Annotated in this window: 27 protein-coding genes, 1 tRNA gene and 1 riboswitch; of the genes, 17 read left to right on the top strand and 11 right to left on the bottom strand. The window is 41.6% G+C overall.

Annotation, left to right across the window (positions count from 1 at the left end):
• Both ACEQZT_RS12270 and ACEQZT_RS12265 read left to right on the top strand, forming a co-directional pair.
• Window positions 1–441: a DUF4440 domain-containing protein gene (locus ACEQZT_RS12270; protein WP_370089733.1), complete on the top strand. Its 441-nt coding sequence runs from the start codon at window positions 1–3 to the stop codon at window positions 439–441.
• A 58-nt stretch (window positions 442–499) separates the two neighbouring features.
• A tRNA-Met gene (locus ACEQZT_RS12265) sits at window positions 500–572 on the top strand.
• Window positions 573–622: 50 nt separating this feature from the next.
• Here the strand turns inward: ACEQZT_RS12265 and ACEQZT_RS12260 are convergent.
• A complete protein-coding gene (locus tag ACEQZT_RS12260) occupies window positions 623–1636 on the bottom strand; it encodes a metallophosphoesterase (protein ID WP_370089732.1) in 1014 nt (337 codons plus the stop codon).
• A gap of 157 nt (window positions 1637–1793) precedes the next feature.
• On the opposite strand from ACEQZT_RS12260, the gene ACEQZT_RS12255 reads away from it, so the two are divergent.
• Window positions 1794–2585: an RMD1 family protein gene (locus ACEQZT_RS12255; protein ID WP_370089731.1), complete on the top strand. Its 792-nt coding sequence runs from the start codon at window positions 1794–1796 to the stop codon at window positions 2583–2585.
• Here ACEQZT_RS12255 and ACEQZT_RS12250 read toward each other — a convergent pair whose 3' ends face one another.
• Window positions 2586–2795, bottom strand: coding sequence for a hypothetical protein (locus tag ACEQZT_RS12250; RefSeq protein ID WP_370089730.1), 210 nt, complete (start codon window positions 2793–2795; stop codon window positions 2586–2588).
• A gap of 43 nt (window positions 2796–2838) precedes the next feature.
• A complete protein-coding gene (locus tag ACEQZT_RS12245; protein WP_370089729.1) occupies window positions 2839–3411 on the bottom strand; it encodes an RNA polymerase sigma factor in 573 nt (190 codons plus the stop codon).
• Window positions 3412–3471: 60 nt separating this feature from the next.
• Between ACEQZT_RS12245 and ACEQZT_RS12240 the strand changes: the two genes are divergently transcribed.
• From ACEQZT_RS12240 to ACEQZT_RS12210, 7 genes are all read left to right on the top strand, one after another.
• Window positions 3472–4206: a peptidase-C39 like family protein gene (locus ACEQZT_RS12240; RefSeq protein WP_370089728.1), complete on the top strand. Its 735-nt coding sequence runs from the start codon at window positions 3472–3474 to the stop codon at window positions 4204–4206.
• The gene (locus ACEQZT_RS12235; RefSeq protein WP_370089727.1) at window positions 4184–5626 is read left to right on the top strand and encodes a RimK family protein; all 1443 of its coding nucleotides are present in this window, start codon (window positions 4184–4186) and stop codon (window positions 5624–5626) included. Before ACEQZT_RS12240 ends, ACEQZT_RS12235 begins: the two co-directional genes overlap by 23 nt.
• A 2-nt stretch (window positions 5627–5628) precedes the next feature.
• Entirely contained in the window at window positions 5629–6888 is a 1260-nt protein-coding gene (locus ACEQZT_RS12230; protein WP_370089726.1) for a glutamate-cysteine ligase family protein, read from the top strand.
• Entirely contained in the window at window positions 6864–7583 is a 720-nt protein-coding gene (locus ACEQZT_RS12225) for an N-formylglutamate amidohydrolase (protein ID WP_370089725.1), read from the top strand. Before ACEQZT_RS12230 ends, ACEQZT_RS12225 begins: the two co-directional genes overlap by 25 nt.
• Window positions 7580–7810: a hypothetical protein gene (locus tag ACEQZT_RS12220; RefSeq protein WP_370089724.1), complete on the top strand. Its 231-nt coding sequence runs from the start codon at window positions 7580–7582 to the stop codon at window positions 7808–7810. The genes ACEQZT_RS12225 and ACEQZT_RS12220 overlap by 4 nt, the downstream gene beginning before the upstream one ends.
• Window positions 7811–7972: 162 nt before the next feature.
• On the top strand, window positions 7973–8704 hold the full coding sequence (locus tag ACEQZT_RS12215) for a hypothetical protein (protein ID WP_370089723.1): 732 nt from the start codon (window positions 7973–7975) through the stop codon (window positions 8702–8704).
• A 94-nt stretch (window positions 8705–8798) separates the two neighbouring features.
• Window positions 8799–8921 (top strand): hypothetical protein, encoded by a 123-nt coding sequence (locus ACEQZT_RS12210; protein WP_370089722.1) that lies wholly within the window; start codon window positions 8799–8801, stop codon window positions 8919–8921.
• 2 nt (window positions 8922–8923) lie between these two features.
• On the opposite strand, the gene ACEQZT_RS12205 is transcribed toward ACEQZT_RS12210, so the two are convergent.
• Entirely contained in the window at window positions 8924–9829 is a 906-nt protein-coding gene (locus ACEQZT_RS12205) for a Ppx/GppA phosphatase family protein (RefSeq protein WP_370089721.1), read from the bottom strand.
• 59 nt (window positions 9830–9888) lie between these two features.
• Window positions 9889–10000: riboswitch (SAM riboswitch) on the top strand.
• Between the two features lie 46 nt (window positions 10001–10046).
• On the opposite strand from ACEQZT_RS12205, the gene ACEQZT_RS12200 reads away from it, so the two are divergent.
• The 4 genes from ACEQZT_RS12200 to ACEQZT_RS12185 all read left to right on the top strand — a co-directional run bounded on the left by ACEQZT_RS12200 (window position 10047) and on the right by ACEQZT_RS12185 (window position 15614).
• Entirely contained in the window at window positions 10047–11096 is a 1050-nt protein-coding gene (locus ACEQZT_RS12200; RefSeq protein ID WP_370089720.1) for a homocysteine S-methyltransferase family protein, read from the top strand.
• Window positions 11093–13732, top strand: a complete 2640-nt coding sequence (metH, locus tag ACEQZT_RS12195; protein ID WP_370089719.1) for a methionine synthase — start codon at window positions 11093–11095, stop codon at window positions 13730–13732. The genes ACEQZT_RS12200 and metH overlap by 4 nt, the downstream gene beginning before the upstream one ends.
• Window positions 13733–13803: 71 nt before the next feature.
• A complete protein-coding gene (gene metF / locus ACEQZT_RS12190) occupies window positions 13804–14757 on the top strand; it encodes a methylenetetrahydrofolate reductase [NAD(P)H] (protein ID WP_370089718.1) in 954 nt (317 codons plus the stop codon).
• 11 nt (window positions 14758–14768) lie between these two features.
• Window positions 14769–15614, top strand: a complete 846-nt coding sequence (locus ACEQZT_RS12185; RefSeq protein WP_370089717.1) for a hydroxymethylglutaryl-CoA lyase — start codon at window positions 14769–14771, stop codon at window positions 15612–15614.
• Here the strand turns inward: ACEQZT_RS12185 and dprA are convergent.
• The 4 genes from dprA to ACEQZT_RS12165 form a co-directional block, all read right to left on the bottom strand.
• Entirely contained in the window at window positions 15611–16705 is a 1095-nt protein-coding gene (gene dprA, locus ACEQZT_RS12180) for a DNA-processing protein DprA (protein WP_370089716.1), read from the bottom strand. The genes ACEQZT_RS12185 and dprA overlap by 4 nt on opposite strands.
• Before the next feature lie 3 nt (window positions 16706–16708).
• Window positions 16709–17047 (bottom strand): MerR family transcriptional regulator, encoded by a 339-nt coding sequence (locus ACEQZT_RS12175; RefSeq protein WP_370089715.1) that lies wholly within the window; start codon window positions 17045–17047, stop codon window positions 16709–16711.
• Between the two features lie 17 nt (window positions 17048–17064).
• Window positions 17065–18258 (bottom strand): CapA family protein, encoded by a 1194-nt coding sequence (locus ACEQZT_RS12170; RefSeq protein WP_370089714.1) that lies wholly within the window; start codon window positions 18256–18258, stop codon window positions 17065–17067.
• Window positions 18259–18319: 61 nt separating this feature from the next.
• Complete coding sequence (locus tag ACEQZT_RS12165; RefSeq protein WP_370089713.1) at window positions 18320–19303, bottom strand: peptidoglycan DD-metalloendopeptidase family protein; 984 nt, start codon at window positions 19301–19303, stop codon at window positions 18320–18322.
• A gap of 139 nt (window positions 19304–19442) precedes the next feature.
• On the opposite strand from ACEQZT_RS12165, the gene alaS reads away from it, so the two are divergent.
• Genes alaS through ACEQZT_RS12150 form a run of 3 tightly spaced genes read left to right on the top strand, consistent with a single transcriptional unit; the run spans window position 19443 to window position 24620 of the window.
• Complete coding sequence (alaS, locus tag ACEQZT_RS12160; protein WP_370089712.1) at window positions 19443–22058, top strand: alanine--tRNA ligase; 2616 nt, start codon at window positions 19443–19445, stop codon at window positions 22056–22058.
• Window positions 22058–23506, top strand: a complete 1449-nt coding sequence (gene gatB / locus ACEQZT_RS12155) for an Asp-tRNA(Asn)/Glu-tRNA(Gln) amidotransferase subunit GatB (RefSeq protein ID WP_370089711.1) — start codon at window positions 22058–22060, stop codon at window positions 23504–23506. Before alaS ends, gatB begins: the two co-directional genes overlap by 1 nt.
• Entirely contained in the window at window positions 23442–24620 is a 1179-nt protein-coding gene (locus ACEQZT_RS12150) for a TlpA family protein disulfide reductase (RefSeq protein WP_372530159.1), read from the top strand. The genes gatB and ACEQZT_RS12150 overlap by 65 nt, the downstream gene beginning before the upstream one ends.
• Window positions 24621–24685: 65 nt before the next feature.
• Here the strand turns inward: ACEQZT_RS12150 and ACEQZT_RS12145 are convergent, their stop codons facing one another.
• From ACEQZT_RS12145 to ACEQZT_RS12135, 3 genes are all read right to left on the bottom strand, one after another.
• Entirely contained in the window at window positions 24686–25075 is a 390-nt protein-coding gene (locus ACEQZT_RS12145; protein ID WP_370089709.1) for a hypothetical protein, read from the bottom strand.
• The gene (locus ACEQZT_RS12140) at window positions 25066–25593 is read right to left on the bottom strand and encodes a hypothetical protein (RefSeq protein WP_370089708.1); all 528 of its coding nucleotides are present in this window, start codon (window positions 25591–25593) and stop codon (window positions 25066–25068) included. Before ACEQZT_RS12140 ends, ACEQZT_RS12145 begins: the two co-directional genes overlap by 10 nt.
• A 241-nt stretch (window positions 25594–25834) precedes the next feature.
• Entirely contained in the window at window positions 25835–26434 is a 600-nt protein-coding gene (locus ACEQZT_RS12135; RefSeq protein WP_370089707.1) for a toxin-antitoxin system YwqK family antitoxin, read from the bottom strand.
• Between the last annotated feature and the right edge of the window lie 106 nt (window positions 26435–26540).

The raw sequence follows: 26540 nt of genomic DNA, 5'->3' as shown, positions 1-26540 counted from the left end.
ATGAGGATAAGACTAACGATACTAATGCTTTGCCTTTTTACGCTTGCAAAAGCACAGGATAAGGAGATTGCCTCTATCAAATCTCAGATCACCAGATTCTCCCAATACCTAATGGAAGGAAAGCGAGATAAGGTGGTAGAGATGTATACTTCGGATGCCAAGATATTTCCTTCCAATACTGATATTTTGGAAGGGACGGAGCTTGCCAACTATTGGAACCCTCCGGGTGAACGAACCTGGAAAACAACCTATCACAAAGTGACACCCGTTGAGATCAAAGTGCTTGGTGATGAAGCCTATGATTATGGCTACTATGAAGGTACCTCGGTCAATGACGATCAATCATCAGATTGGAAAGGGAAGTATGTGATTATTTGGAAGAAGGTGAATGCAGAGTGGAAGATCTACCTGGATATTTGGAACAGGATAGAAAATGATTAAGTATATTTTGCATTCTATTTGGTAAGAAAATAATAGCGACTTAATTTTGCAGTAATATCGCGGGGTGGAGCAGTTGGTAGCTCGTCGGGCTCATAACCCGAAGGTCACAGGTTCGAGTCCTGTCCCCGCTACTAAAAACAAAAACCGATTCAGAAATGAATCGGTTTTTTTGTTTATCCAGCTATTCTAGTTCTATTTTTTCACCACTTTTAGTGCCTCGATAGTACCCATCATTAAGTAAAAACAGGATTTCACCGTATTCTCCTTTTTTAATGCTAGAGTCCACTCCGAAAACCTTGTTGTTATAGCGACTCACAACTTCGTCATTGGAGCAGTGGCCAACTACAATGTGCTTAGATTTCACTTGTGTTAAAATGCTATCTATTGATTGCTCAGGAATGGGATCATAGAAATACCCTCGATACCAGATAGGTCCTGCACTTCCATAGTAAGTACTATAAAATTCAGTGGCTTTCATTTCCTCTTTACTTCGATCAATAGACTTCCTCATTGTTTCATTGATGGCTTCAATATCAACACCGGCAGCATTTATAAAATGCTGAGAAATACCACCATGCACAAACAGGTGCTCATTTATTTTGATGATTGTATGTTTCGATCGTAACCATCTGCCCAGCACGGTATTTTTTCCATATAAGTCATCATAGCTAAGGTTTAAAAGTTTGGATACTTTGGGATATTTTTCATGCAGGTATCTCAGGTCTTTATGGAGTACCATATATTCATGATTGCCTAGTAGAAAGTGAAGTCGTCCGCCTGCCTTTTGAGCTTGTTTTTCAAGATTATAAATGAACCAGAGCGTTTCTGTGACTTTAGGTCCTCGATCAAAAATATCACCAACAATTACCAGGTGACCATCCTCAAAATTCCAGTTAAGCTCTTCATCAATGATTTGATTGTTTTGAAGAATCTCTATGGCTAGATCGTACTGGCCATGTATGTCGCTTAATGCTGCGATTTTTTCAACATTATTGAAGTTTGAAGGCTGGATAGTATAAGAGGTATCTAAAGAACTAAAAGCTAATTCTACGGAAACAACTGTCCCATCAACTACACTTTTTTCCAACATCCGTTGTTCTTCTATGAAAACATAAGGACCGTCGCTAATGGCTTCCTGACTGAGAAGATGTGTGCTCGTCAGACTAAACATGATTAATATCAGATACTTATTCATTTCGCTTAGATTGATTCTTCAAGGAACAGTCGAATTTACCATGAAGTAGACGCGGATACAATTGGGCTCATGATAATCCCAGTGATATGGAAGACCTGCATGGGGACTTTTTAGTGACTTTTCGTCTTTTCTGCGTCTCATGGATAACACAACATGTATGGCAGAAAAAAAACTTATATACACGGCTTATTTGGTAGCAGACAAGATAGATCTGGCGTCATATAAAAAGGACTACCCTGATAAGCTCATCTCATCTACCTCATCAGAATTGTACTATCATGTGGCTGAAGATCAATACATGTATCTTCTTAGCTACGGAGTGGTGGTTTTTTCTAGTATGACCAAAGGAGAGATGCTCGGTTATATGGATACCATTTTGTCTTATAGTTCGAATTGGAAATTGCAGCCGGTAGAAGATGATCTTGAGGTTGCCTTCAATGGAGATAAACAAATCACCATTGGCTTCAACACATTACATATCGGTCGGTTTGATCACCCGGTGAATCGAATGATCATGCTTCACCTTGCTCAAACAGTCACGCTCGATCACTACGCAATTTTAGGTGAGCAAATTCTTAGAAATATTACGAGCTATACAGACCTCATGCGAGTGAAGGGACGAATTATTTTGAGTAAAAGAAAAGCACTAAGATTTATCGGAACTACGCTCGCCACCAAGAATACCATCGCTGAAAACCTATACATTCTCGATAGCCCTGAAATAGCGTGGGAAGATGAGTTTTTGGATCAACTTCACAAAAAGTTGGTCAACCACTTTGAGCTGGCACAGCGATATCGTGCGCTCGAAAACACACTCAAAATTGTAGGAGATAACCTGGACGTCTATATCTCCTACAATAATCATCGGGAAAGTAGCAGGCTCGAGTGGATCATCATCATCCTGATCGTTATCGAAGTGGTCGATACACTTCTGGCCAAATTCATCTGATCAAATAGATGGTATGGTCAGGTCTGAGGCAATACGCTTAATCTTTAGATCATGAATCTTTCTCTGAATTTCTTTGATTCTAACCATGGACTGATCCCTAAGATTGGGGTTATTTCTTACACTCTCTGATTGAAGATTTGCAAGAATTATATCCATTTCTCCAATCAGTAGCTGGATTTCATCATAAAAGGGAGTTTTGCTTTGATTCATTTTTAAATCTTTCTCATCAGTCTGACGATGAAAAGATTAAAAGTCACTTTGGCTTTCGCAGGCTTTCTGAGTAGAGCTTATTGAGCATTTCTTTTGCTCTTTTCAAGCGCATCTTCACAGCGCTTTCTGAGAGTCCTAATGAATTTTGAATGTCCTGAATCGAATGCTTTTCCTTGTATTTTAAAAGCAAAATAAGCTTGCCTTCAGGCGTCATCTGATCTAATAGCGTTTCCAGGATCTCCACAGTTTTTTCTTCTGGTAGTTCTTCATCAGCATCCACCAGTTCAAAAACTTCGTCTGCCAACTTTTCGGAAATCACATCATGCGTTCTTTTCTTTTTGCTCCGCAAATAATCGATGCAGGTGTTGTGGATAATGCTAAAAAGCCACGTTGTGAGTTTCGCCTCCGTACGAAATTTGGATACCTGTAAAAACACTTTGATCATCACTTCCTGAGACAGGTCATTAGCAGCATCTTCATCCTTCACATAGGATTTGCATTTCTTCGTGATGTACGACTCATACCGATCCACAAAAACTGAAAAGTACTGGTTGTCGCCGCTTTTCATACGCAGTACCAGCTCTTCATCACTCAGTTTTTCGAAGGCTTTTTTCATGTTCAAAAGATGTGACTTATTAAAAATCTTGCGTCCAAGATATAAAAATATGAGTGCGGAATGCTTTTAAAGGAAGAAAAGAAATACTTGAAAATATTGCCCCAGCCAACAGATGTAAGTTGTGGGCCTACCAGCCTACATGCCGTTTACAATTTCTATGGTGATAAGCTTGCATTGGAGAAAGTCATTGACGAGGTGAAGCAGGTGAGTGGCGGTGGTACGCTCGCGGTAATGCTGGCAAATCATGCCCTGAAACGAGGGTATGAAACAACCATTTATACAAATAACCTCCAGGTGTTTGATCCTACATGGTTTCAAGGCGGTGTAGATATTGCCGAGAAGCTGAAAGAGCAAATGCGCTATAAAAAGACCAAGCGAATGGCCCAGGCTTCAGAAGCATATCTCGCATTCCTGAAGGCAGGAGGAAAATTGATGTTTGATGAGCTGAGCCCTGACCTTTTAAAAAAGTTCTTGTTAAATAAAATTCCTGTTTTAACTGGACTCAGCGCGACGTATCTTTATCAAAGCTCGCGAGAGATTGGAGAGACGAACGTGTATCACGATACCAAGGGTGAGCCAAGTGGTCACTTTGTGGTATTGAGTGATTATGATCAGGTTACGGATAAAGTACTTATTGCGGACCCTTTAGACCCAAATCCTATTAGCGATACAAATCAATATTATGCTGTAAAGATTCAGAGAGTGGTAAATGCAATCCTTTTGGGTATTGTAACTTATGATGCCAACCTCTTGATCATCCAACCTAAGAAACATGCGAAGATTAATAGTAACTGAAAACCCAGAAAAATGGACACTAGAAGTAGAAGGTGTTCAGGTTGTCTCGCCATCAAGTTATATAAATGATGAAGAGTATGCGAAGCAGAAAAATGTAAAGGTGATAAACCTATGCAAAAGCTATCAATACCAATCGGAAGGGTACTATATCTCTTTACTGGCAGAGGCCAGAGGGCATAAATCTTTACCCGTGACTTCTACCTTGATGGATTTCAAATTGCCAAACCTCGCTCGTGAGGATGCCCAGGATTTTGATAAGCTCATTCAGGATGTACTTGATGTCGCCACAAAGGATGATAAAATCGAATTCAATATCTACCTAGGCACCAACAGCAATCAGGCACTTTCCAGAATTAGTCAGTTGCTTTTCAATCTTTTCCAGATGCCAATTCTGAAAGCATCCTTTTTGAAAAAGGAAAAATGGCAGCTTCAGTCTCTCAAGCCTCTCAACCCTAAAGACCTCTCAGAAGCGGAGAAGAACGAATTGATCGAATCGCTAAAGATGTTCTTGTCTGGCAAAATCGTTCGTAAAAACTACAAACGGAAAAAATACGATTTGGCGATTCTTGTAAATCAGGATGACCCAAATCCTCCCTCTGATTCTAAAGCACTCCAAAAATTTGTGAAAGCTGCAGACAAAGTTGGATTCAGTACAGAGTTTATCACAAAAGCAGATTATGGTAAACTCACTCAATTTGATGCGCTTTTTATTCGAGAAACAACCAATGTAAATCATCATACTTTCCGATTTGCACGAAGGGCAGAGTACGAGGGTTTGGCTGTGATTGATGATTCTAACTCGATTCTGAAGTGTACCAACAAAGTGTACTTGAATGAGCTTTTGGCTGCCAATAATATCCCTACTCCTAAGTCTGTGATCATTCAGAAAAACCGATATGACAATATCAATATGGAATTTCCATATGTGCTGAAACAGCCGGATGGAGCATTTTCAAAGGGAGTGAAAAAAGTGAAAAACAAGGAGGAACAAGAGGAGGTTCTCAAGGAATTTTTTCAGCAAACAGAATTGATGATTGCACAGGAGTTTATGCCTACTTCTTTCGACTGGCGTGTAGGTATTTTGGGAGGAGAAGTAATCTATGTATGCAAGTATTTCATGGCAAAAAATCACTGGCAAATCATTGATTGGAAGTCTAAGAACAAAGACCGTTTGGGTGATAGTGAAACCATTCCTGTTCATATGGCTCCCAAAAATCTGATAGCTATTTCATTGAAAGCTACCAAGTTGATTGGCAATGGCCTGTATGGAGTGGATGTGAAGGAAGTGGATGGTAAGTATTATATCGTAGAGATCAATGACAACCCGAGCATAGAATCGGGAATTGAAGATGATGTAGATAACATGGATTTATATGAAAGAATCATGTCTCACATGATGAAAATCGTATTGTCACATTAATTATGAGTAAAAGATTACACCTATTCCAGGGATATGGTATCGAGCTGGAATACATGATAGTAGATAGAGATACGCTTGATGTGAAGCCCATTGCTGATGAGCTGTTGAAAGAGGTGCTCGGTCAATATGGTGAGGAATTTGCCAATGGATCGGTTAGCTGGTCCAATGAGCTGGTGTTGCATGTGATTGAACTAAAATGCACCACACCCACTCCTGATTTGGTTCAATTAGAGGCTGATCTTCATAGAAATATTCTAGAGGTTAATGATCGCTTGAAAAAATTCAATGCGAGGCTTATGCCCACCGCAGCACACCCGTGGATGAACCCACGGAAGGAAACGTTTTTGTGGCCTCATGGCAACTCCGAGATTTACGAAAAGTACAATGAGCTATTTGACTGTCAGGGGCATGGATGGTCTAATTTGCAAAGCATTCACCTCAACTTACCGTTCTACGATGATGAGGAGTTTGCCAAGCTGCACACGGCAGCCAGGTTGATTTTACCTATTATCCCCGGCTTGACTGCCAGCTCACCTATCTTGGATGGTGCTTACACTGAGTACCACGACAAGCGGATGGTGTATTACAAAAACAACCAAAAGCGATTTGAAAGTATCACGGGAAAGGTGGTACCGGAGCGTGTGACATCCAAGCATCAGTATCATAAGGTGATTTATGATCGAATTTTGAAGCAGATCAAGCCATTCGACCCTGCAGATATATTAGAGCCTGTCTGGGTTAATTCGAGAGGTATCATTGCCCGCTTTGATCGTGGCTCCATCGAGATAAGGATCATGGACATTCAGGAGTGCCCGAAATCAGATTTGGCCATTGCTGCTTTGGTTATCAATTCTATAAAGTTGTTTGCACAAGGAAAAATGACTGATTTTCATGAGCAGCAAATCTGGGAGGTAGACCCACTTTATGAGATTTTGAAGAAGTGCATCAGGAATAGTAGTGATACCACAATTACAAACACCGAGTATTTGAAAACACTGGGCATGAGTGAGACCAGCGCATCGGTGGTAGATGTGTGGAAGCATTTGCTTACGCAATGTGCAAAACATTACTCTACAGAAATGAATCATTGGATTGACCCGTTGAATCAGTTGTTTGAGCGGGGATCACTTGCGAAAGGAATTTTGGAGGTAGCCAATGGTCAGTATGGCAAAGAAAATCTAAAACTGATCTATCAGGAATTAAGTCAGAACCTGGAAGAGAATAAACTCTTTGAACCATGCGACAAGTCCATATTGTTGTAACCTGTGAGCATGCAGGGAACGAAATCCCTCGTCCATATCAGCATCTTTTCAAGGATAAAAATGTGCTTCATTCTCATCGTGGCATTGATGAAGGGGCACTTTCTTTTGCTGAACAACTTTCGGATCATTTAAGGGTGAAACTTTTCGAAACCAGAATTAGCAGGCTATTAGTGGAGTGTAATCGCAGTTTGTTCAACCCCAATTTATTTTCTGAGTTTACCTCATCATTAAAACCTGCGGTAAAGGAATCTATCCTCAAACAATACTATTATCCATATCGAAATATGGTAGAGAAATACATTGAAGAGAAGGTGTCAACAAAGCCGGTTTTGCATATTTCCATGCATACATTCACACCTGTGTGGGAAGGACAGGAAAGGAAAGTGGATATCGGATTGCTATTCGATGAAAACAGGTCGTCAGAAAGAGCTTTGTGCAATCTCTGGATAGAGAAACTGAGTCAAATGCTGGAAGGGTATGATATCGTCAAAAATGAGCCATATAAAGGATCTGATGATGGTTTTACGACCTATCTAAGGACAAAATTCATACCCAGCCAATATATGGGTATCGAAATTGAAATAAATCAGAAATGGGCATGGAGTGAGCAAGGCGATGCTTTTGTCAAAGCACTATCAGAAACATTGGAGACGGTTTTGAGTGATTTTGAAATAAATGAACCTCAGCTAAAATGAAAATAGACAAGACTATCCTGATTGAGGAGTGCATTGAGTTGATCGCTATGCACAAAAACAATCAATGCGATCAAAAGCATAACGAATCAGATCTCAACTGGTACACCCGTTTGCAAGGATTGATGAATGAAATACGAGAAGAACCAGATAGAAATTCCGCCAAGGATCGATCAGAAGTTTTGCTAAAAGCCCTGACCGAACTGATCGAAGAGGAGCGTGGTTCATAACCCCAACCACGAAAATATTCTTTTATTTTTTACGTGACCTTTCGATATTCCTTCGTCTTATTATCAGTGATTAGGTAGGTGATTTAGCCGACAATTGCGAGAGAAATTCCTTGGGTTGTCGGTTCCTTATTTCTAATCACAGAAAAATAATCCTAAATAGAGATGAAATTAAAATTGATGGCTATTTCCATGCTGGTGATAGCTGGATGTAGCAAAGTGCAAGAAAATGCCGAATTGCAAGAAGTAAGCAAAGTTGATTCACTACTTCAGGTGGTGGAAGAGCATAGGTATGCCGTGGCTTTGTTGAGCCAGGTTGGTATGTATATGGATTCGATTGATGAAAATCGAAAGTTGATCGCTGTTGATTTGGAAACAGGCCTTAACGAGGAAGACTACATTAAGCGGATGAAAAACCTGAATGAGTATACTCAAAAAGCTGAATGGACAATTGCTGAACTGGAAAAAACCAGAGGTGCTTATGCATCTCAGGTGAAAAGGCTTAAGAAGCAAATTGCAGAGCAGGGTGATCAGATTGCCATTCTTCAGATTAGTGTGGAAGACTATAAAGCAAAAAACGCTAATCTGGAAGACGAAGTAAAGTTGACAAGAGAGCAGCTTTTGGACACTCAGGTGGCACTAAATTACAATGAAAATGCCCTGATAGAAGCTGAGGAGAGAGCCGCTGAGCTCGACCAAAAACTGACACTTTCGGAGGCTGAAACTCTTTACGCAAAAGGAGAAGGGTTAGAACTAATGGCTACCAGAATTGAATTTGCTCCTAAGAGAAAAAAGCAAACACTGGAACAGTCATTAGCTTACTACAAGCAAGCGATAGATCTTGGTCACGCTCCAGCTAAAGCAAAGGCAGAAAACATTCAAAAACTCCTCAAATAACACCGAGTTGAAGTTGAATAAGCGAGAAGGAGGCTATGCCTCCTTTTTTTGTGACTTTTTTTAGACTGTTCGTCATATAGAAAAATATAAAGCGATGGCTAGAATAATGATACTACTTGCGACCGTGGCATCACTCGTACTTTTTGGTTATTTCATTCACAGTGAAAATTCCGAAAAGCATGCAGAGGTGGATTCGGATAGCGATGAGGTTGGATAGAACTAATTCTTCACAAACACTTTGTCGTTTTCCGGAAATCGGGTTTGGTAGAGGTGGTAGTTAATACCATCTTTCAACCCCACGTCCGGAACAACAATGCTTTTGGCTTTTGCCGCTTTCATTACCTCCACATAAATATCAGATGCAGGAATAATTACATCCGCTCGGTCGGGGTTCAATTGAAGCTTATTCAATCGATCCTCCAGCGTCAAGTTCTTCAAAATATCCTGCGTTCTCATCAAAGTGTTGAGTGACATTTTACGGGCTTTCTTTTCTGGATTAGAAAGCTCATATAGCTTATTGATGTTTCCGCCTGTCCCGATAGCGGTAATTTTTTCACCTTTTTTAAACGCATATTTTGCGACCCACTCACGCATCTCCTGCCAGTTTTCGGTAGTGTCCCTTCCTTCAAGTATTCTAACTGAACCTAGCTTGAAAGACTTGGAATATACTTTTTCGTGATTTTCATAAATATTTAACTCAGTACTACCACCACCCACATCAATATGGATGTAATGATCATTGTCCAGCCCCTGAAGAATCACCTTATTGATCATTTCGGCTTCATCCTCACCGGAGATAATTTGTAAATCTATTCCTAGCTTATCTCTGACCCGATCCACAATCTCCCTTCCATTTTCTGATTCCCGCATGGCAGAAGTAGCACATCCGTAAAATGCATCTATTTCATATAGATCTATAAGATTTTTATAGGCAGTCATCAGCTTAAAAAAACGATCCTCGTTGAATTCACTAATCCTCCCGGTAGAAAATACATCGTGACCTAACCGAAGAGGGAATCGCACGTATTCAAGCTTTTTAAAGGTGATTACTTTTTCATATTCCAGTACCCTCGTTATCTGTAAACGAACCGCATTTGAGCCTATATCTATCGCAGCTAATTTCATCTTAAGATAAAGGTAACATCCTATTTATTGCTGGGAATTAAAAACCCATATATTTGCAATACTTATCAAGAAAGACCGAGGGATTGGGCCCTGTGACGTCTTAGCAACCTGTCCGCTAGCTAGTGGATTTCGGTGCTACTTCCCAGCCCGCAGTGACGGGAAAGATGAGCGAAATCCAATCGGAACTTTCTCTGGTAAGTAAGCTTTAAGCCAGAGAATGAAGAAATTAACAGAACTTTTACATAAAAAAATCCTGGTGCTCGATGGAGCCATGGGCACCATGATTCAGCGTCATAAACTGGAGGAAGAAGACTTCAGAAATGAAGATCTACAAGATCACCCAAAATCCCTTAAGGGAAATAACGATCTCCTTTCAATCACTCGTCCGGATATCATCAGGGATATTCATGCTAAGTATTTTGAAGCCGGAGCAGATATTGCCGAGACTAATACTTTTTCGGGTACAACCATTGCCCAGGCGGATTATGGACTTGAGGATTTGGTATATGAATTGAATTACCAATCAGCTAAGATCGCCAGAGAGGTCGCAGATGAATTCACTAAAAGCAATCCCGATAAACCCAGGTTTGTAGCAGGGGCAATGGGTCCCACTAACCGCACAGCATCCCTTTCACCGGATGTCAATGACCCGGGATTTCGCGCAATAACATTTGAAGAATTACGGATCGCTTACAAGCAGCAGGCAGAAGCCTTAATCGACGGAGGGGTAGACATGCTGTTGGTAGAAACTGTTTTTGACACACTGAATGCAAAAGCGGCACTCTTCGCAATCGAAGAGATCAAAGATGAGCGAAAGATCGAGATACCAGTGATGGTTTCCGGAACTATCACAGATGCATCGGGAAGAACACTTTCCGGTCAAACCACAGAGGCATTTCTGATTTCAATTGCTCATACGGATTTACTAAGCGTAGGATTGAACTGTGCTTTAGGAGCGGCACAGTTGCGGCCATACCTAAAAACCCTCGCTGTTAAATCGGACTTTTTTGTTAGTGCTCATCCGAATGCCGGCTTACCCAATGAGTTTGGTCAATACGATGAAACACCTGAAATGATGGCTACTCAAATCAAAGAGTTTTTAGAAGAGGGGCTAGTGAATATTATTGGAGGGTGCTGTGGTACTACTCCGGAGCATATAGCTGCAATCTCGGAATTAGTCGCTAGTTATGATCCAAGGGAAATTCCCCCTTTGAAGGGGGGAGGGGGGATGTTTTCACGTGATAAAGAAAGGGAGGGTGTTCGATGAAGCCATTAATACTTTCCGGCCTAGAACCACTTGTCATCACCCCGGAATCCAACTTTGTCAACGTAGGTGAGCGGACCAATGTAACAGGCTCGAAGCGGTTCGCACGACTCATCGCAGAGGACAAGTACGATGAGGCTCTTGAAGTAGCTCTGGATCAAGTACGAGGAGGTGCTCAAATTCTGGACGTGAACATGGATGAGGGGATGCTGGACGGGAAGAAGGCCATGGTCAAATTTTTGAATCTGATAGCTTCCGAACCGGAAATCGCTCGCATTCCAATCATGATCGACTCATCGAAGTGGGAGATCATTGAAGCAGGTCTTCAGTGTGTGCAGGGGAAAGGAGTGGTGAATTCCATCAGCCTCAAAGGAGGAGAGAAGGAGTTTATAGAGCAAGCCAAAAAAGTAAAACGCTACGGAGCGGCTGTGATCGTTATGGCTTTTGATGAAAAAGGCCAGGCGGATAGTTATAAGCGGAGGATTGAAATCTGTGAAAGATGCTATCGCATTTTAGTTGATCAGGTCAAGTTTCCACCCCAGGATATCATTTTCGATCCAAATATCTTTCCAGTAGCTACAGGAATCGAAGAGCATAACAATAATGCGCTTGATTTTTTCAGAGCAACCACATGGATAAAGGAGAACCTTCCGGGAGCTAAGGTGAGCGGGGGAGTGAGCAACGTTTCCTTCTCTTTTCGAGGAAATAATGTAGTGCGTGAAGCCATGCATTCTGCTTTTCTATATCATGGAATACAGGCGGGTATGGATATGGGGATTGTCAATGCAGGTATGATTGAGGTGTATGATGAAATACCAAAAGATTTATTGGAGCATGTGGAAGATGTACTCCTCAACCGCAGAGATGATGCCACAGAAAGGCTGCTTGCCTTTGCTGAAAATGTAAAAGGAGCTGGAAAGAAAAAAGTAGAAGACCTCAGCTGGAGAGAAGCGGGTGTGGAGGATCGTTTGTCACATGCCTTGGTCAAAGGAATTGTTGATTTTATTGAGGAGGATACCGAGGAAGCAAGAGCAAAATATAACAGTCCGCTTCAGGTCATTGAAGGCCCTTTGATGGATGGGATGAATATCGTAGGTGACTTATTTGGTAGTGGGAAAATGTTCCTACCCCAGGTGGTGAAAAGCGCACGTGTGATGAAGAAGTCCGTGGCTTATCTGACTCCCTATCTTGAAAAGGAGAAAGCATCAGGAAACACGAAAGGGAAGATTTTGCTGGCTACTGTTAAGGGGGATGTTCACGACATTGGAAAAAATATTGTTGGGGTGGTAATGGCGTGCAACAATTTCGATATTGAGGATATGGGTGTGATGGTACCTGCTGATAAGATTTTAGATCGTGCAGAGGAAATTGGAGCAGATATCATTGGGTTGAGTGGGCTAATAACACCTTCGCTGGATGAGATGGTGAATGTAGCTGAAGAGATGAGTAGACGAAAGATGAAGACACCTTTATTGATTGGTGGAGCAACTACCTCAAGGATTCATACTGCTGTGAAGATCGCTCCTAAATATGATCAGACCGTAGTGCACGTATTGGATGCATCAAAAAGCGTGGGTGTTTCTACCAATCTGCTAAGTGATAAAGCTGCAGACTATAGTAAGTTGATCAAATCTGAGTATCAAGAACTCGCTGCTGATCATGCGTCGCGGACAGAGGTGAAAAGTTATATCACCTATGAAAAAGCGAGAGCCAATTCTGCTTCAATTGATTGGTCCAAACATGAGACGATAGTTCCCAATCATTTAGGTATTACTGTTTTTGAAGATTATGATCTCTCAGAAATCAGGAATTATATCGATTGGACGCCCTTCTTTTCTACCTGGATGCTGAAGGGGAAGTACCCGCAAATCTTCGAGAATCCTACAGTTGGGGTTGAGGCAAAGAAGCTGTTCAATGATGCCCAAGTCATGCTAGATGAGATCGTCAAAAATCGCTCGCTTCAAGCAAATGGAGTTGCAGGTCTTTTCGAAGTGAATAGAAATGAAGATGACGTTCAGATAGTTGGTCAAGATCACACATTCCACTTCTTAAGACAGCAAGGAAAAAAAGCTCCAGGGATTCCTAATCTGTCTTTGGTGGATTTCCTGAATCCGGATGAAAAGGATTACATGGGTGGTTTTGCGGTGACAGCCGGAATAGGAATTGAATCGCTGATTGCAAAATATAAAGCAGAGCACGATGACTACAAAGAGATCATGATCAAGGCATTGGCGGATCGGTTGGCTGAAGCTTTTGCCGAGCTGATGCACGAAAAAGTGAGAAAGAAACTGTGGGGATATGCCGCAGACGAAAAGTGTGCGAATGAAGATTTGATAAAAGAAAAATATCAGGGTATTCGTCCGGCTCCAGGGTATCCGGCCTGTCCGGATCATACCGAAAAGCAAACGCTGTTTGAATTGTTAGAGGTGGAGAAAAATACGGGTATCACCTTAACCGAATCCTATGCTATGTATCCAACTGCAGCGGTTAGTGGTTTCTACTTTTCTCATCCAGAATCCAAATATTTCGGATTAGGAAAAATCGGGAAGGATCAGGTGGAGGATTATGCCGCCAGAAAACAAATGAAAATAGAGGAAGTTGAAAAATGGCTTGCTCCTAATCTAGCCTATAGTCCATAGCCTAAGTCCACAGTCCGTTGTGTCAAGGAGACTTTGCGGACTAAAAACTATGGACTATTAACTAACAGAATATGAAAGTAACCGACCATATAAAAAACGCTGATAAAACGCTGTTCTCACTGGAGATTATTCCGCCGAAGAAAGGAGACAGCATTAGAAACTTATTCGATCAGATTGATCCGTTGATGGAGTTTAATCCTCCTTTCATTGATGTGACGTATCACAGAGAGGAATATGTATATAAAGAGCATGAAAATGGATTACTGGAGAAGCGAAGCATCAAAAAGAGACCCGGTACGGTAGGCATTTGTGCGGCTATTCAAAATCACTATCAGATTGATGCAGTGCCACATATCATATGTGGGGGATTCTCTCGTGAGGAGACGGAAAATGCATTGATTGATCTTAACTTCTTAGGGATTGATAATGTATTGGCCTTAAGGGGAGATAACATCAAATCTGAACGTGAATTCAAACCCGAGCCGGATGGAAATGCTTACGCTTCAGAATTAGTTGAGCAGATCTCCGCAATGAATAGAGGAGAATACCTGGATGATGAATTACAAAATGCGATTCCTTCTAACTTCTGCATTGGTGTCGCTGGCTATCCGGAGAAGCACTTCGAAGCGCCCAATATGAACTTTGATTTGAAATGGTTGAAGAAGAAAGTGGATCTAGGGGCAGAATATATTGTCACACAGATGTTTTTCGATAACAAGGCTTACTTCAAATTTGTTGATGACTGCAGAGCTATTGGTATTAATGTGCCGATTATACCAGGAATAAAGCCAGTCGCCGTTCAGCGACATCTAACAATACTTCCAAATATTTTTAAGATTGATCTGCCGGACGAATTGGAGCAGGAAATAGGTAAATGCAAGGACAATGAACAGGTGAAAGAGCTGGGTATTGAGTGGGGAATTGATCAGTGTAGGGAGCTAATAGATAGGGGAGTTCCAGTCATTCATTTCTATAGTATGGGAAAATCAGATGCAATTCATCGCATAGCAAAGGAGTTTTTCTAGCTTTGGCATCTATGAAGATAATCGAGTGCCCGCGAGATGCCATGCAGGGGTTGCATGACTTTATTCCTACCGAAACCAAGATCAACTATATCAATCAACTCTTGAAGGTTGGTTTTGATACTGTTGATTTTGGAAGCTTTGTTTCACCGAAAGCGATTCCGCAAATGAGAGATACTGCTGAGGTTCTTGCAGGCCTTAGCTTGGCAGACACTCCGTCTAAATTGCTGGCGATAGTTGCGAACCTCCGTGGTGCAAGTGATGCATGTCAGTTTGATGAAATTCAGTACCTCGGCTATCCTTTGTCTTTGTCAGAAACCTTCCAGCAGCGAAACACTAACAGGTCTATTGATGATGCATTTAATGACCTTTCTGAAATGCAGGAGCTGGCAGACGATCATGAAAAAATCTTAGTGGTATATTTATCCATGGGTTTTGGCAATCCCTATGGCGATCCCTATGAAATGGATTATGTTGGTGAGTTTGTTGATCGGCTGGATAAAATAGAGGTGCAAATCATCTCACTGGCGGATACCATTGGTGTTTCTCAGCCAGACAATATCACCACATTGTTCGAGACTTTGATTCCAAAATTCCCTCACATTGAATTTGGGGCACACCTACACTCTACACCTGACACAATTAAGGAAAAAGTAAAGGCTGCCTATGAGGCTGGTTGCAGACGAATGGACGGAGCAATTAAGGGATTTGGTGGATGTCCGATGGCTAAGGATGATCTGACAGGTAATATGGCTACTGAAGTGATGCTTGAATGGTTGGATACTAATAGAATCCATGCAGGAGTTAATAAAGAGGAGTTTAAAAAGTCTTTAGAAATAGCACTTTCTGTTTTTGGTTAAACCAACCCAAACTTCTTCCCTGGTAAGCTTTTGATCAGGTTTTTAAACTCAAGGCTTAATAAGTGAGAGGCAACCTGATTAATTGGAATTTGCGTCTTCATTGCGATAAGATCAATCTCTAGCGGATTCTGATTTTCGTCCAACAAATCATAAATTGATTGCTCCGCCTCAGTAAGTTCCGGCATCACCTTAGGGGGTTCATTCTTGTTATTCACATCCCAGTTCAGGTGATATATTAAATCTTCAACTCCTGTATAAATTAAAGCCCGCTGGGTAGCAATCAATTTATTCGTTCCTTCAGAGTGCGTGTGACCAATGTCTCCGGGAACAGCGAAAACCAATCGGTCATAAGAATCTGCAATGTTAGCAGTGATGAGTGCGCCTCCCTTTGCTGCTGCTTCCACGATGATGGTAGCATCCGTCATCCCAGCTATGATTCTGTTTCGGGCAGGGAAGAGATGAGGATCTGGTTTTGTTCCAGGGATGCTTTCAGAAATAATAGCTCCGGTCTGCTGCATTTCTTCCGCGTACTTTTTATGAACTGACGGATAAATTCGATCCAGGCCGCCGGCTAGTATCGCGATAGTGGGAAGGTTATTTTTTAAACTGGCTTTGTGAGCCTGGATGTCAATACCATAGGCCAATCCGCTGATTACAGTCACATTAAGTGATGAAAGGTCAGCTATGATTTTGTCAGTAATTCGCTTTCCGTACTCTGTAGCCTTTCGAGTGCCCACAACAGCAATAGCTCGTTTCGGATTTAATTCACCAGCTCCTTTTTTATAAATAATATTTGGAGAGTCCGGAGCTTGTTTCAGGCGTTTAGGAAAAGCTGGATTGGTATAATGTATAGCCTCAGAACCAATTTTCTCGGCCGACATTAAAATGCTTTCCGCTTCTTTAAATGGACTGGCGTGTTTGATAGCTTCAGCCATCTTATCACCAACTCCAGGAATCTTTAATAGCTTGCTTTTTTGGGATCTGAAGACTTCAGAGGCGGAACCACAATAACTGAGTAGCTGCTTGGTGCCTTTGTTTCCAACTCCCGGAATTAGCTCCAGCGCAATCTGGAAAACCAACTCTTCAGACATGTTTTAAGGTAATTCGCTCTTCAGCTCGGTTAAAAACTTTCTGATCCTCTTCAGCGATTCAATCATCTCCATTTTATCTGAGGCAGTCTCACCACCATTGGATATGAAGTCTCGTGCTCCCTGAAGGGTATAGCCTTTTTCCTTTACGAGGTGATATATCAGCTTAACACTTTGAAGATCATCTTTGGTAAACTGACGGTTGCCCTTTCGGTTTTTCTTGGGCTTGATATTGTCAAACTCACCCTCCCAAAAACGGATAAGGGAAGTAGCAACACCCAACTCATCGGCTACTTCGCCGATGGTGTAGTACTTCTTTTCAATTTCCTTTTCCTTGTAGGGCACGGTTGGTGAATAGGCTTTTAATTCTGAAGATAGATAATTCTTCCTTGATCATCTATGGTCACCGGATTTTCAGGGAAGTCTTCCAAAGATAATCGTTGAATTGTTTTTATAGAAGAAAGATTCAAATCATTTCTGGGTCCGTCAGAATAACTTTGACGGAAGGCATGAATCTGACCCGCAACAAACCTCCCGGTAGCGTCTGTTTGTATTTCGAGGATGGGTGCTTCGCCAGCCAGACCTCTCAAATTAAATCTTCCATAGGTCAAAAAATTTCCAAGACTATAAGCGATGATGCGTTCTTTATAAACTTCCATGGCACGAACGATATGAGGTCCATGTCCGAGTACTATGTCAGCACCATTGTCGATCATCAAGTGTGCAAGCTCATAAACATTCCCACGGTCTTCACCATAATAGAATTCTCGCTTCCGAGTCACATGCTGATGTTTAGAACCTTCAGCTCCGGCGTGGAAAGATGCAACTACTATATCAACTAATGTGTCAAGATGCTTGATGGTTGCCTTTATGTTTTCATATTGATGAATACTTACTGTCCCTCTATTAGGAGCAAATGCGCAGAACCCAACTTTCAGATGACCAATCTTTGTGATAGTGAAAGGCTGATCGATGGATCCGGCGTGGGCAATGCCTAAAGAATCTAAGACTCGCTGGGTATTTTTTCTTCCAGTTTCTCCAAAATCATTCGCATGATTGTTTGCCACACTCATCAAGTCAAATCCATTTTCACGGAAATTCTCGGCCAGATATTCGGGCGACCTGAAGAGATAACAAAGCTTTGGGTTGTTGCACTCTTTCTGCTCACCGCCATCATTAAGTATAGTACCTTCCAGGTTTCCAAAGGTGATGTCTGCATTTTGAAGAATAGGACGAACGTGATCCCAGAGATACCTCCCTGTGCCTCTGGGTAGGTAGGATTTATCAGGAAAATTGGTGCCAACCATAATATCACCAACAGCCACTATCGTCACAGTATCCGGTAATAGCCTTACCATTTCAATCTCAACTTCCTCATCCAGACTTGATAGGGTATCTCCTTTTTGAGTAATGAGATAAACAGTATCTGGTTCGGTGATTAACGCTATTGTGTCTGGAATCTTCTCTATCTGTGGATCATTCGTCTGAGGAAGTTTGGCTGTCTTGCAGGAAGCAAAAACTAGGATGATGCCAATGAAGAAAAGTTGTGTTTTCATAAGTGCAAAAAAAAGCGGCAAGTCCGTAAGACCAACCGCTTCTGATTTTTTTAAACGGAGTTTAGTAAGATCCCATTGCTTGATTTTCCCGAGAAGCAAGCTCTAGAATTCTAACAAATTCATCATCTGATAATCCTTGATTAAAGTAGTAAACAGGATTTTTCTTAGAGCCCTTTTCGATTACCTCATAGTGTAGATGAGGAGCTGTGGATTTACCACTGTTTCCAGAGTAAGCAATAATTTGACCTCTCTTTACTTTCTGACCAGGCTTTACCAAAAACTCACTTAGGTGTGCATATTTGGTCACATATCCATAACCATGATTGATCTCAATTTGGTTACCGTATCCACTAAAGCTCTTTCTGGTAAGTTTTACTACTCCATCCCCTGTTGAATAAACCGGAGTTCCTTTTGGAATGGAGAAGTCAACTCCTTCGTGCATTCTTCTCGTTTTTAGTATTGGATCAATACGATAACCATATCCGGAAGCAAGCCTTTTAAGCTCTTTATTGGAAACGGGCTGAATTGCAGGCAAACTAGCTAGCATGTCCTCCTTGTTTTTAGCCATACTCATGATATCATCATAAGACTTGGTCTGGATGTACATCTGCTTTTTCAGCTTATCTATGCGCTGCATGTTATTTAGGATTAGCTCCTCACGCTTCAATCCTTTCTCAAGTAGCTCTCTGTATCTATTGGAACCACCAATACCAGCAGATCTGATCTCATCCGGAATTGGCTCTACGCCGAATACAACACGGTAAATATCATCATCTCGTTCCTCCAGTACCGCTAGCATCTTATTAGCCTCGGCAATATCATTCTCTAGAAGTTCGTAGTAGAGTTTTAGTTCTTCATTTTCTTTTCTCAGAGCTGCCTTTGCTGGTGATTCAAAGTAGTGATCAGTTGCGAAAAAGATTCCCAATCCGATTATTGAAGAAACTACAAGAAAGCCCATTAGGTTAAGCACAATGTCCCAAGAAGAGACTTTTATGCGCTCATACCGGCAGGATTCAGTGTCATAGTAGTACTTAATTTTTGCCATGGGTTGATAGGGTATTTGTCGTAATTTTGTAAATGTATTTTAGTAGGTGGTTCACAAATTACCGCTGCAATTTACGGATAATTGAGATTTTTTCATAATTACAAGATTTTACAGTAACATTCTAATTTTTTACTCCTAAATGGATTCCAAGTCAATCAGGAAAACTTTCCTCAACTTTTTCGAAGAAAAATCCCACAAAATCGTTCCTTCGGCACCAATTGTAGTGCAAAATGACCCTACCCTAATGTTTACCAATGCGGGGATGAACCAGTTTAAAGACTTCTTTTTAGGTAATAAGGTTGCCGAAAGTAAACGAGTGGCTGATACGCAGAAATGTTTGCGAGTATCCGGGAAGCACAATGACCTGGAGGAGGTAGGTATTGACACTTATCACCATACCATGTTCGAAATGTTGGGGAACTGGTCATTTGGTGATTACTTCAAAAAAGAGGCTATTGAATGGGCTTGGGAGCTGCTTACGGGAGAATTCAAGTTACCGAAAGACCGGTTCTATGCCACCATTTTTGAAGGAGATGAAAGTGAAAATCTTGATCAGGATGTTGAAGCAAAGGAATTTTGGTTGCAGTTTCTTCCGGAAGATCGCGTGCTGAACGGAAGCAAAAAAGACAATTTCTGGGAGATGGGAGACACAGGGCCATGTGGGCCATGTTCGGAACTTCATATAGATCTAAGGCCTCAAAGTGAGGTAGATAAAATACCCGGACGAGACCTGGTAAATCAAGACCATCCTCAAGTCGTGGAGGTATGGAACCTCGTGTTTATTCAATATAATCGATTAGCGAATGGAACGCTGGAAAACCTTCCCGAAAAGCATGTGGATACGGGAATGGGATTTGAGCGATTGGCTATGGCGATCCAGGGCAAGCAATCCAACTACGATACAGACGTATTCCAGCCATTGATCCAGTGGGTGGCAAAGAAAGGAGGAGTTGAGTATGGAAAGGATGAAAAGACGGATATCGCCATTCGGGTGATCTCGGATCACATTCGAGCAATAGCTTTCACCATTGCTGATGGTCAGCTGCCGAGCAATAACAAGGCAGGTTATGTGATTAGAAGAATTTTACGAAGAGCTGTTCGCTACGGGTATACATTCCTTGGTTTTAAAGAGCCATTCCTGCATGAGATGCTAGATATTCTTGTTGATCAGTTCGATGGAGTTTTTCCTGAACTAACAGGACAAAAGGATTTTATAGCCAAAGTGATCAAGGAGGAGGAGTTGTCTTTCTTAAGAACGCTGGATAATGGACTGAAGAAATTGGATACCATTACTTCGGGTGACTCCAAGACGATAGAAGGCTCAACCGCTTTTGAATTGTATGATACCTACGGTTTCCCGATAGACTTGACAGCATTGATCGCTCGAGAAAATGGGATGGAAGTGGATGAGGCAGGTTTCCAAAAAGAAATGGAAGTTCAGAAGAACCGCTCGAAAAGTGCCGGCAAGCAAACCACTGGAGATTGGAACGTGGTGCACGAGGGTGATGAAACTAAGTTTTTGGGATACACTCAAACTCAGGCAACTACCAATATTTTAAGATATAGAGAAGTAAAACAGAAGGACAAGAAGCAATATCAGATCGTACTTGAAGCCACTCCATTTTATGCTGAGAGTGGGGGTCAGGTAGGTGATACTGGGTATTTGCAGATTGGGGAGGAGAAGATTGAGGTCGTAGATACCAAGAAGGAAAATGATCTGATTGTTCACTTTGTGAAGAAATTACCGACCAACATGCAAGGAGAGGTGAAGGCTGTAGTGAATGAAAGCAAAAGAAGACTTACGGAAAACAACCACTCAGCCACACACCTGCTTCATGCGGCACTCCGTCAGGTGCTGGGTGATCATGTGCAGCAGAAAGGTTCTTTGGTAAACGAGAAAATCCTTCGATTTGACTTTTCTCATTTTGCTAAAATGACTGAAGAGGAAATAGCCGAAGTGGAGAAAATTGTCAACCAGAAGATCAGAGAGAATATCGCGCTTGATGAAAAGCAAAATGTTCCTATTGCAGAAGCACAGGAAATGGGCGCGATGGCTCTTTTTGGAGAAAAGTATGGCGATTTTGTGCGAGTAATCACCTTCGACCCTCAGTATTCCGTGGAACTATGCGGAGGAACTCACGTGCCTCGTACCGGGAATATAGGTATGCTGAAAATAGTGAGCGAAGGATCAAGTGCGGCTGGTGTGCGAAGGATTGAAGCGGTAACTTCTGTTGAAGCTGAACGCTTTTATCAACAAAAACTTGATTTGATCGCTGAGCTTGAAGAAATGCTAAAGCATCCAAAAGATCTCAAAAAGTCGGTCGAGAACTTGGTGAAAGAAAACCTCGCTGCTCAGAAAAAACTAGAGCAATTGAATCAGCAACAGGCAGGTCAAATAAAAAATCAATTGAAGGCTAGTGTTCAAAAAGTAGGAGATAAAAACCTGATTACTTACAAAGGGGAGTTTCCATCGGCGGACAACATGAAGCAGGTTGCCTTCGACTTGAAAAGAGAAGTTGATAACCTGGTGCTATTAATTGCGGCAGATATTGAAAGCAAGCCAATGCTCACTGTGATGCTAGCCGACGAGCTTGTGAAAGGCGGGATGAACGCTAATGAAATCATTCGAAAAATGGCTTCTGCAATCAAAGGCGGAGGTGGTGGCCAGCCATTCTATGCTACTGCCGGAGGTAAGGATCTTTCCGGGCTGGATGAGGCGCTGAAGATTGGAAAAGAGGTTGTGGAAGGAGCCTGATGTCTCTGGATTCTGCATATCAGCCATCCATTGGACTAGAGGTTCATATCCAGCTAGCTACAAAGAGCAAGTTGTTTGCTGGTGACTCAACATCCTACGGACAGCCACCCAATACCAACATTAGTGTCATTACCCTGGCGCATCCAGGGATATTACCAAAGCTAAATAAGCAGGCTGTTGAGTATGCCATTCGGATGGGACTGGCTTGTGGATGTGAGATTTCACGGTATTGCATCTTCGATCGTAAAAATTATTTCTACCCCGATCTGCCAAAGGGTTTTCAGACTACTCAGGATCGGACTCCCATTTGTTTGGGAGGAGAAGTTACGGTTCAGGTAGGTGATAAAGAAAAATCCATCATCCTCAATCGGATCCACCTGGAGGAGGATGCAGGAAAGTCGATTCATGATGAAAACTCAGACGAGTCTCTTATTGATCTGAACCGAGCTGGAGTACCATTGATTGAATTGGTCACTGAGCCCTCCATCCATTCTGCAGAGGAGGCGATGGCTTTTCTAACGGAGATCAGAAGGATGGTGAGGTATTTGGAAATATGTGATGGGAATATGGAAGAAGGTTCACTTCGGTGTGATGCAAATATCTCAGTGAGAAAAACCAGTGACAGTGAGTTAGGTAAAAAGGTAGAGATCAAAAACATGAACTCCATCCGGAATGTGGGTCGTGCTATTGATTTTGAGATTCAACGTCAAATAGAATTGCTCAAGGAAGGAGAAGAGGTTATTTCGGAAACAAGGCTCTTCAATGCGGACAAAGGGACCACCTTGTCGATGCGGACCAAGGAAGAACTTAACGATTATCGGTATTTCCCCGAGCCCGATCTGAGTCCTTTTGAAGTATCGGATGAATGGTTATCTGAGATTAAACACGCTATGCCTGCCACCCCTCGAATGATGAGGGAAAGATTCATGACCGACTATCAACTCTCTTCCTATGATGCAAGTGTGCTGACTGATGCTAAAGAAATGGCGATCTTCTTTGAAGAGGTTTGTGGCAAAACCAAAAATTATAAAGCAGTTGCCAACTGGCTCATGGGGCCGATCAAGTCGATCATCAATGAGCAAAAAGAGGATGAGATCGTAATCCCCATCACATCAGATCAACTTGCTCAGCTTGTTGATGCAATAGAGGAAGGACAGCTGAGTTTTTCATTAGGAAGCAAACAAGTGCTGCCATATTTAATATCAAACTCTGAAAAATCCGTTGCTGAGTCTATTGTTGATTTGAGATTGGATACTTCGCAAGACGATGTTTCCGATGTAATTTTGAAAGTTCTGGAGTCGTTTCCAGACAAGGTAAAGGCCTATAAAAGTGGTAAGAAAAATTTGATGGGGTTGTTTATGGGGGAGGTGATGAAGAAAACAAATGGAACAGCAGATCCCAAAAAAACGAACGAACTTTTGCGGGATGCGTTGGAAAAATGGAATTAGGAGAATGATGAAATACACAACAATACTAATCTTATTTATTGGGTTGATCGGATGCAGTCAGCAGCCGAAAGAAGGAGTGAAGCTTTCAGGAAATCTGGAGCAGTTTCCGGCCGGGGGATTTGCTACGGTTGAGGTGATAAGTGAAAATGGGGTAGAACCCTTTGATACCCTAAATGTAGATGGGGATGGAAATTTTGTAGAATATTTAAATATTCAGGAACCTGCTTTCTTCAGAGTCAATTTGAATGGAAGGCAGATCATCACTTTGATTTTGACCGGAGAAGAAACTAATGTGGTGGTAAATGCACACGGTAATGATCCAGGTGGTTTTTTCGAAGTATCAGGCTCTTATGATACCGAATATAAAAATCAGATTGATGAGATGATGCAAGCTTACAGGCAGGCGATCCAGGGTTTTCAGCAAGAACAGATGCAAGCTCGAACAAACGGAGATGCGAATGCTTTTCAAACTTCACAGTTTCAAATGATGGATCTCGCTAAGAGAACCGAAGCTGAACTAAAGGAACTGATCAGAGAGGCTAGCCCATCCCTCGCATCCTTTTATGGCATTCAAATGATTGATGCTACTCAGAATTTTGCCTTCATCGATAGCATTACTACAGAGCTACAAGCCGAGATGCCGGAAAACTTTCATGTAGAGAGCTTAATCTCACAAGTATCTGCTAGGAGAAGTTTAGCGATAGGAAAGATGGCTCCTGAAATTGCCTTGGAGAATCCGGATGGTGAGGTGATCACACTTAGTTCGCTAAGGGGTAAGTATGTGTTAGTTGACTTCTGGGCTGCCTGGTGTGGGCCTTGCCGAAGGGAAAACCCAAACGTGGTGAGAGTTTACAATGAGTATGGTGGCGAGAAGTTTGAGATATTGGGAGTTTCTCTGGATAAAACAAGAGAAAAGTGGCTAGGGGCAATTGAGCAGGACGGACTGCCGTGGCTGCATGTTTCCGATCTTAAATTTTGGAGAAGTCAGGCTGCACAAGATTATCAAGTGAATGCCATACCTGCCACATTTCTGATTGATCCCGATGGAAAAATCATTGCAAAAAATTTACGTGGAGCTAGCCTGGAGGCTAAGCTTAAGGAGATCTTTGGGTAGGCTAACAAATTCTTTCTGATTTTTAGGAATAGGTCTCAGCGAGACGCTAAGACTAGAGGGGGGTATTACTCTTTTGTTAGATTTTCATACAACCTATTCATGAATTCTGGCGTCCACATACTCATATGTCCACCATCTATTTTAATAACTTCTACATTTTTGGCTCTAAGAAAGTCAAGCTCATATTGTTTCGGGCGACCAACTGATGCATCATTTTCTCCATAAACATATACTACATCGCGCAGGTCAACATCCTTTAGGAGTTCAGTAAAACGTTTTTCACCATTCATCATCAACATAGACATATTGGTGAATTTTTCTTTTAATGAAGTTTTCATTAAAAACGCAGGAAATGGGTCTTGTTCAACAGGGTTTATCCCATCTTCCCATACAATTATTTTTCCATTCTTTATAGCCTCAATATTCCTTAAATCCATATCCAGATTCAAACCCATAAAACCAATCTATCTGCCCGATTTTCTTGATTTAAGAGGTACTCAAGCCCAATTTCGGTACCATAGCTGTGGCAAATAACAAATACTCTTTTCCCCCTATTCTTGAAATAGGCAATCGTTCTTGAAAGAAATTCCACGCTTTGATTTAATTCATAGATGGCTTGTTCTCTGTTTAACGTAGGCTTGGCGGCAAATGCCGAAGTATTGATTATCTGGGATTGTTGTGGAAACACTTTTAAAAGGGATTCGCTATTGTCAATCTTCAACAAGGGGTTAAAAGAATCTGTAAAGAGCACGTAGTTGGGACCTCCCTGCACATAAATAAAGACTTCATTATTATCCATGTTGCCTTTTGTCACGAATACGTCAGTGGTATCTTTTGGAATTTCTGTTGGGACATAGGCTCTGAGCGGCACCATTGCCATTTTAATAAAAAACTTTTGTTGGTATGCCAAAAAGCTGACTATTACTAGAACTACTATTACCAAGGCGAGAATAATTTTAGTTCTTTTTTCCATTTCAGAAATTGTTTACAACGTCCAACTAGCAGGCGTATGCCCACAAGCTGTAAAGAGCACTAAACTAGCGAAACTGGCCAACCCCTACAAAAGGCAACTACGAAGCATTGCGTTTTGAAAGTCTCAAGCCAGAAAGACGAAAAGGAGGAAGGGGAAATAAAAGTAGCAGAATGGACAGTGTAGCGGTCTAGTCGTACTGAAATATGTAGAAAGCACTCCGGCATATGCCTGCTAGTGCTTGTTATCTGGTGTTTATTTCGAGTGTATCCATCGAGTATGATTGTTCATCAGATGTTATCCTGACTACAAATTCGGTTGTACCAAGAGAGTCATAGAAGTAATGGAGGCCGTTCATGAAATTCTCAGCTCGCATGAACAATTCACCATTTGGCCAGTATTGGTACTGAGTGGTAACGGAATCGTCGACGTAGACAGTAAACTGATGCATAAAGCCATTATTACGATAATGGAAAAATGTGTCAACCTTCTGACCATTCAAAAATTGACCTTTTCTATCAATCTGTCCGTTCGGATGAAATAGTAAATGAGTTCCATGGAGATTAGAGTTTAAGAAGTTGGACCGTTGAGTTAAGGTTGCTTTAGTGGCTGAGTCTCCTACGTGTGCATATTCATCTAGTGTTACCAAGACACCATCTTCATAATACTGAATTTCCATGGTGTCATTGTTAGCAGTATACTTAATCCATTTGCCAATTCTCTTACCATCTTTTTCTCTGCCAATAAGTTTGAGTTCACCGTTATTCCAGTATTTTCTAACCTCAGTTGAAGAGTCGCAAGAAAATAGAATACAAATAGAGATTAGGAGGATTATTTTATTCATGGAGATATACCAGATAACTATAATACAACGCACACAAACCCGTGCAAAACGAAATATCTGTGTGTTTTATTAATTATCTCAAATATACCGTTTTGCAAAACAAAAT

The organism is Ekhidna sp., from assembly GCF_964218185.1.
Classification (GTDB): Bacteria; Bacteroidota; Bacteroidia; order Cytophagales; family Cyclobacteriaceae; genus Ekhidna.
This window is presented reverse-complemented; position numbering and strand designations above follow the sequence as displayed.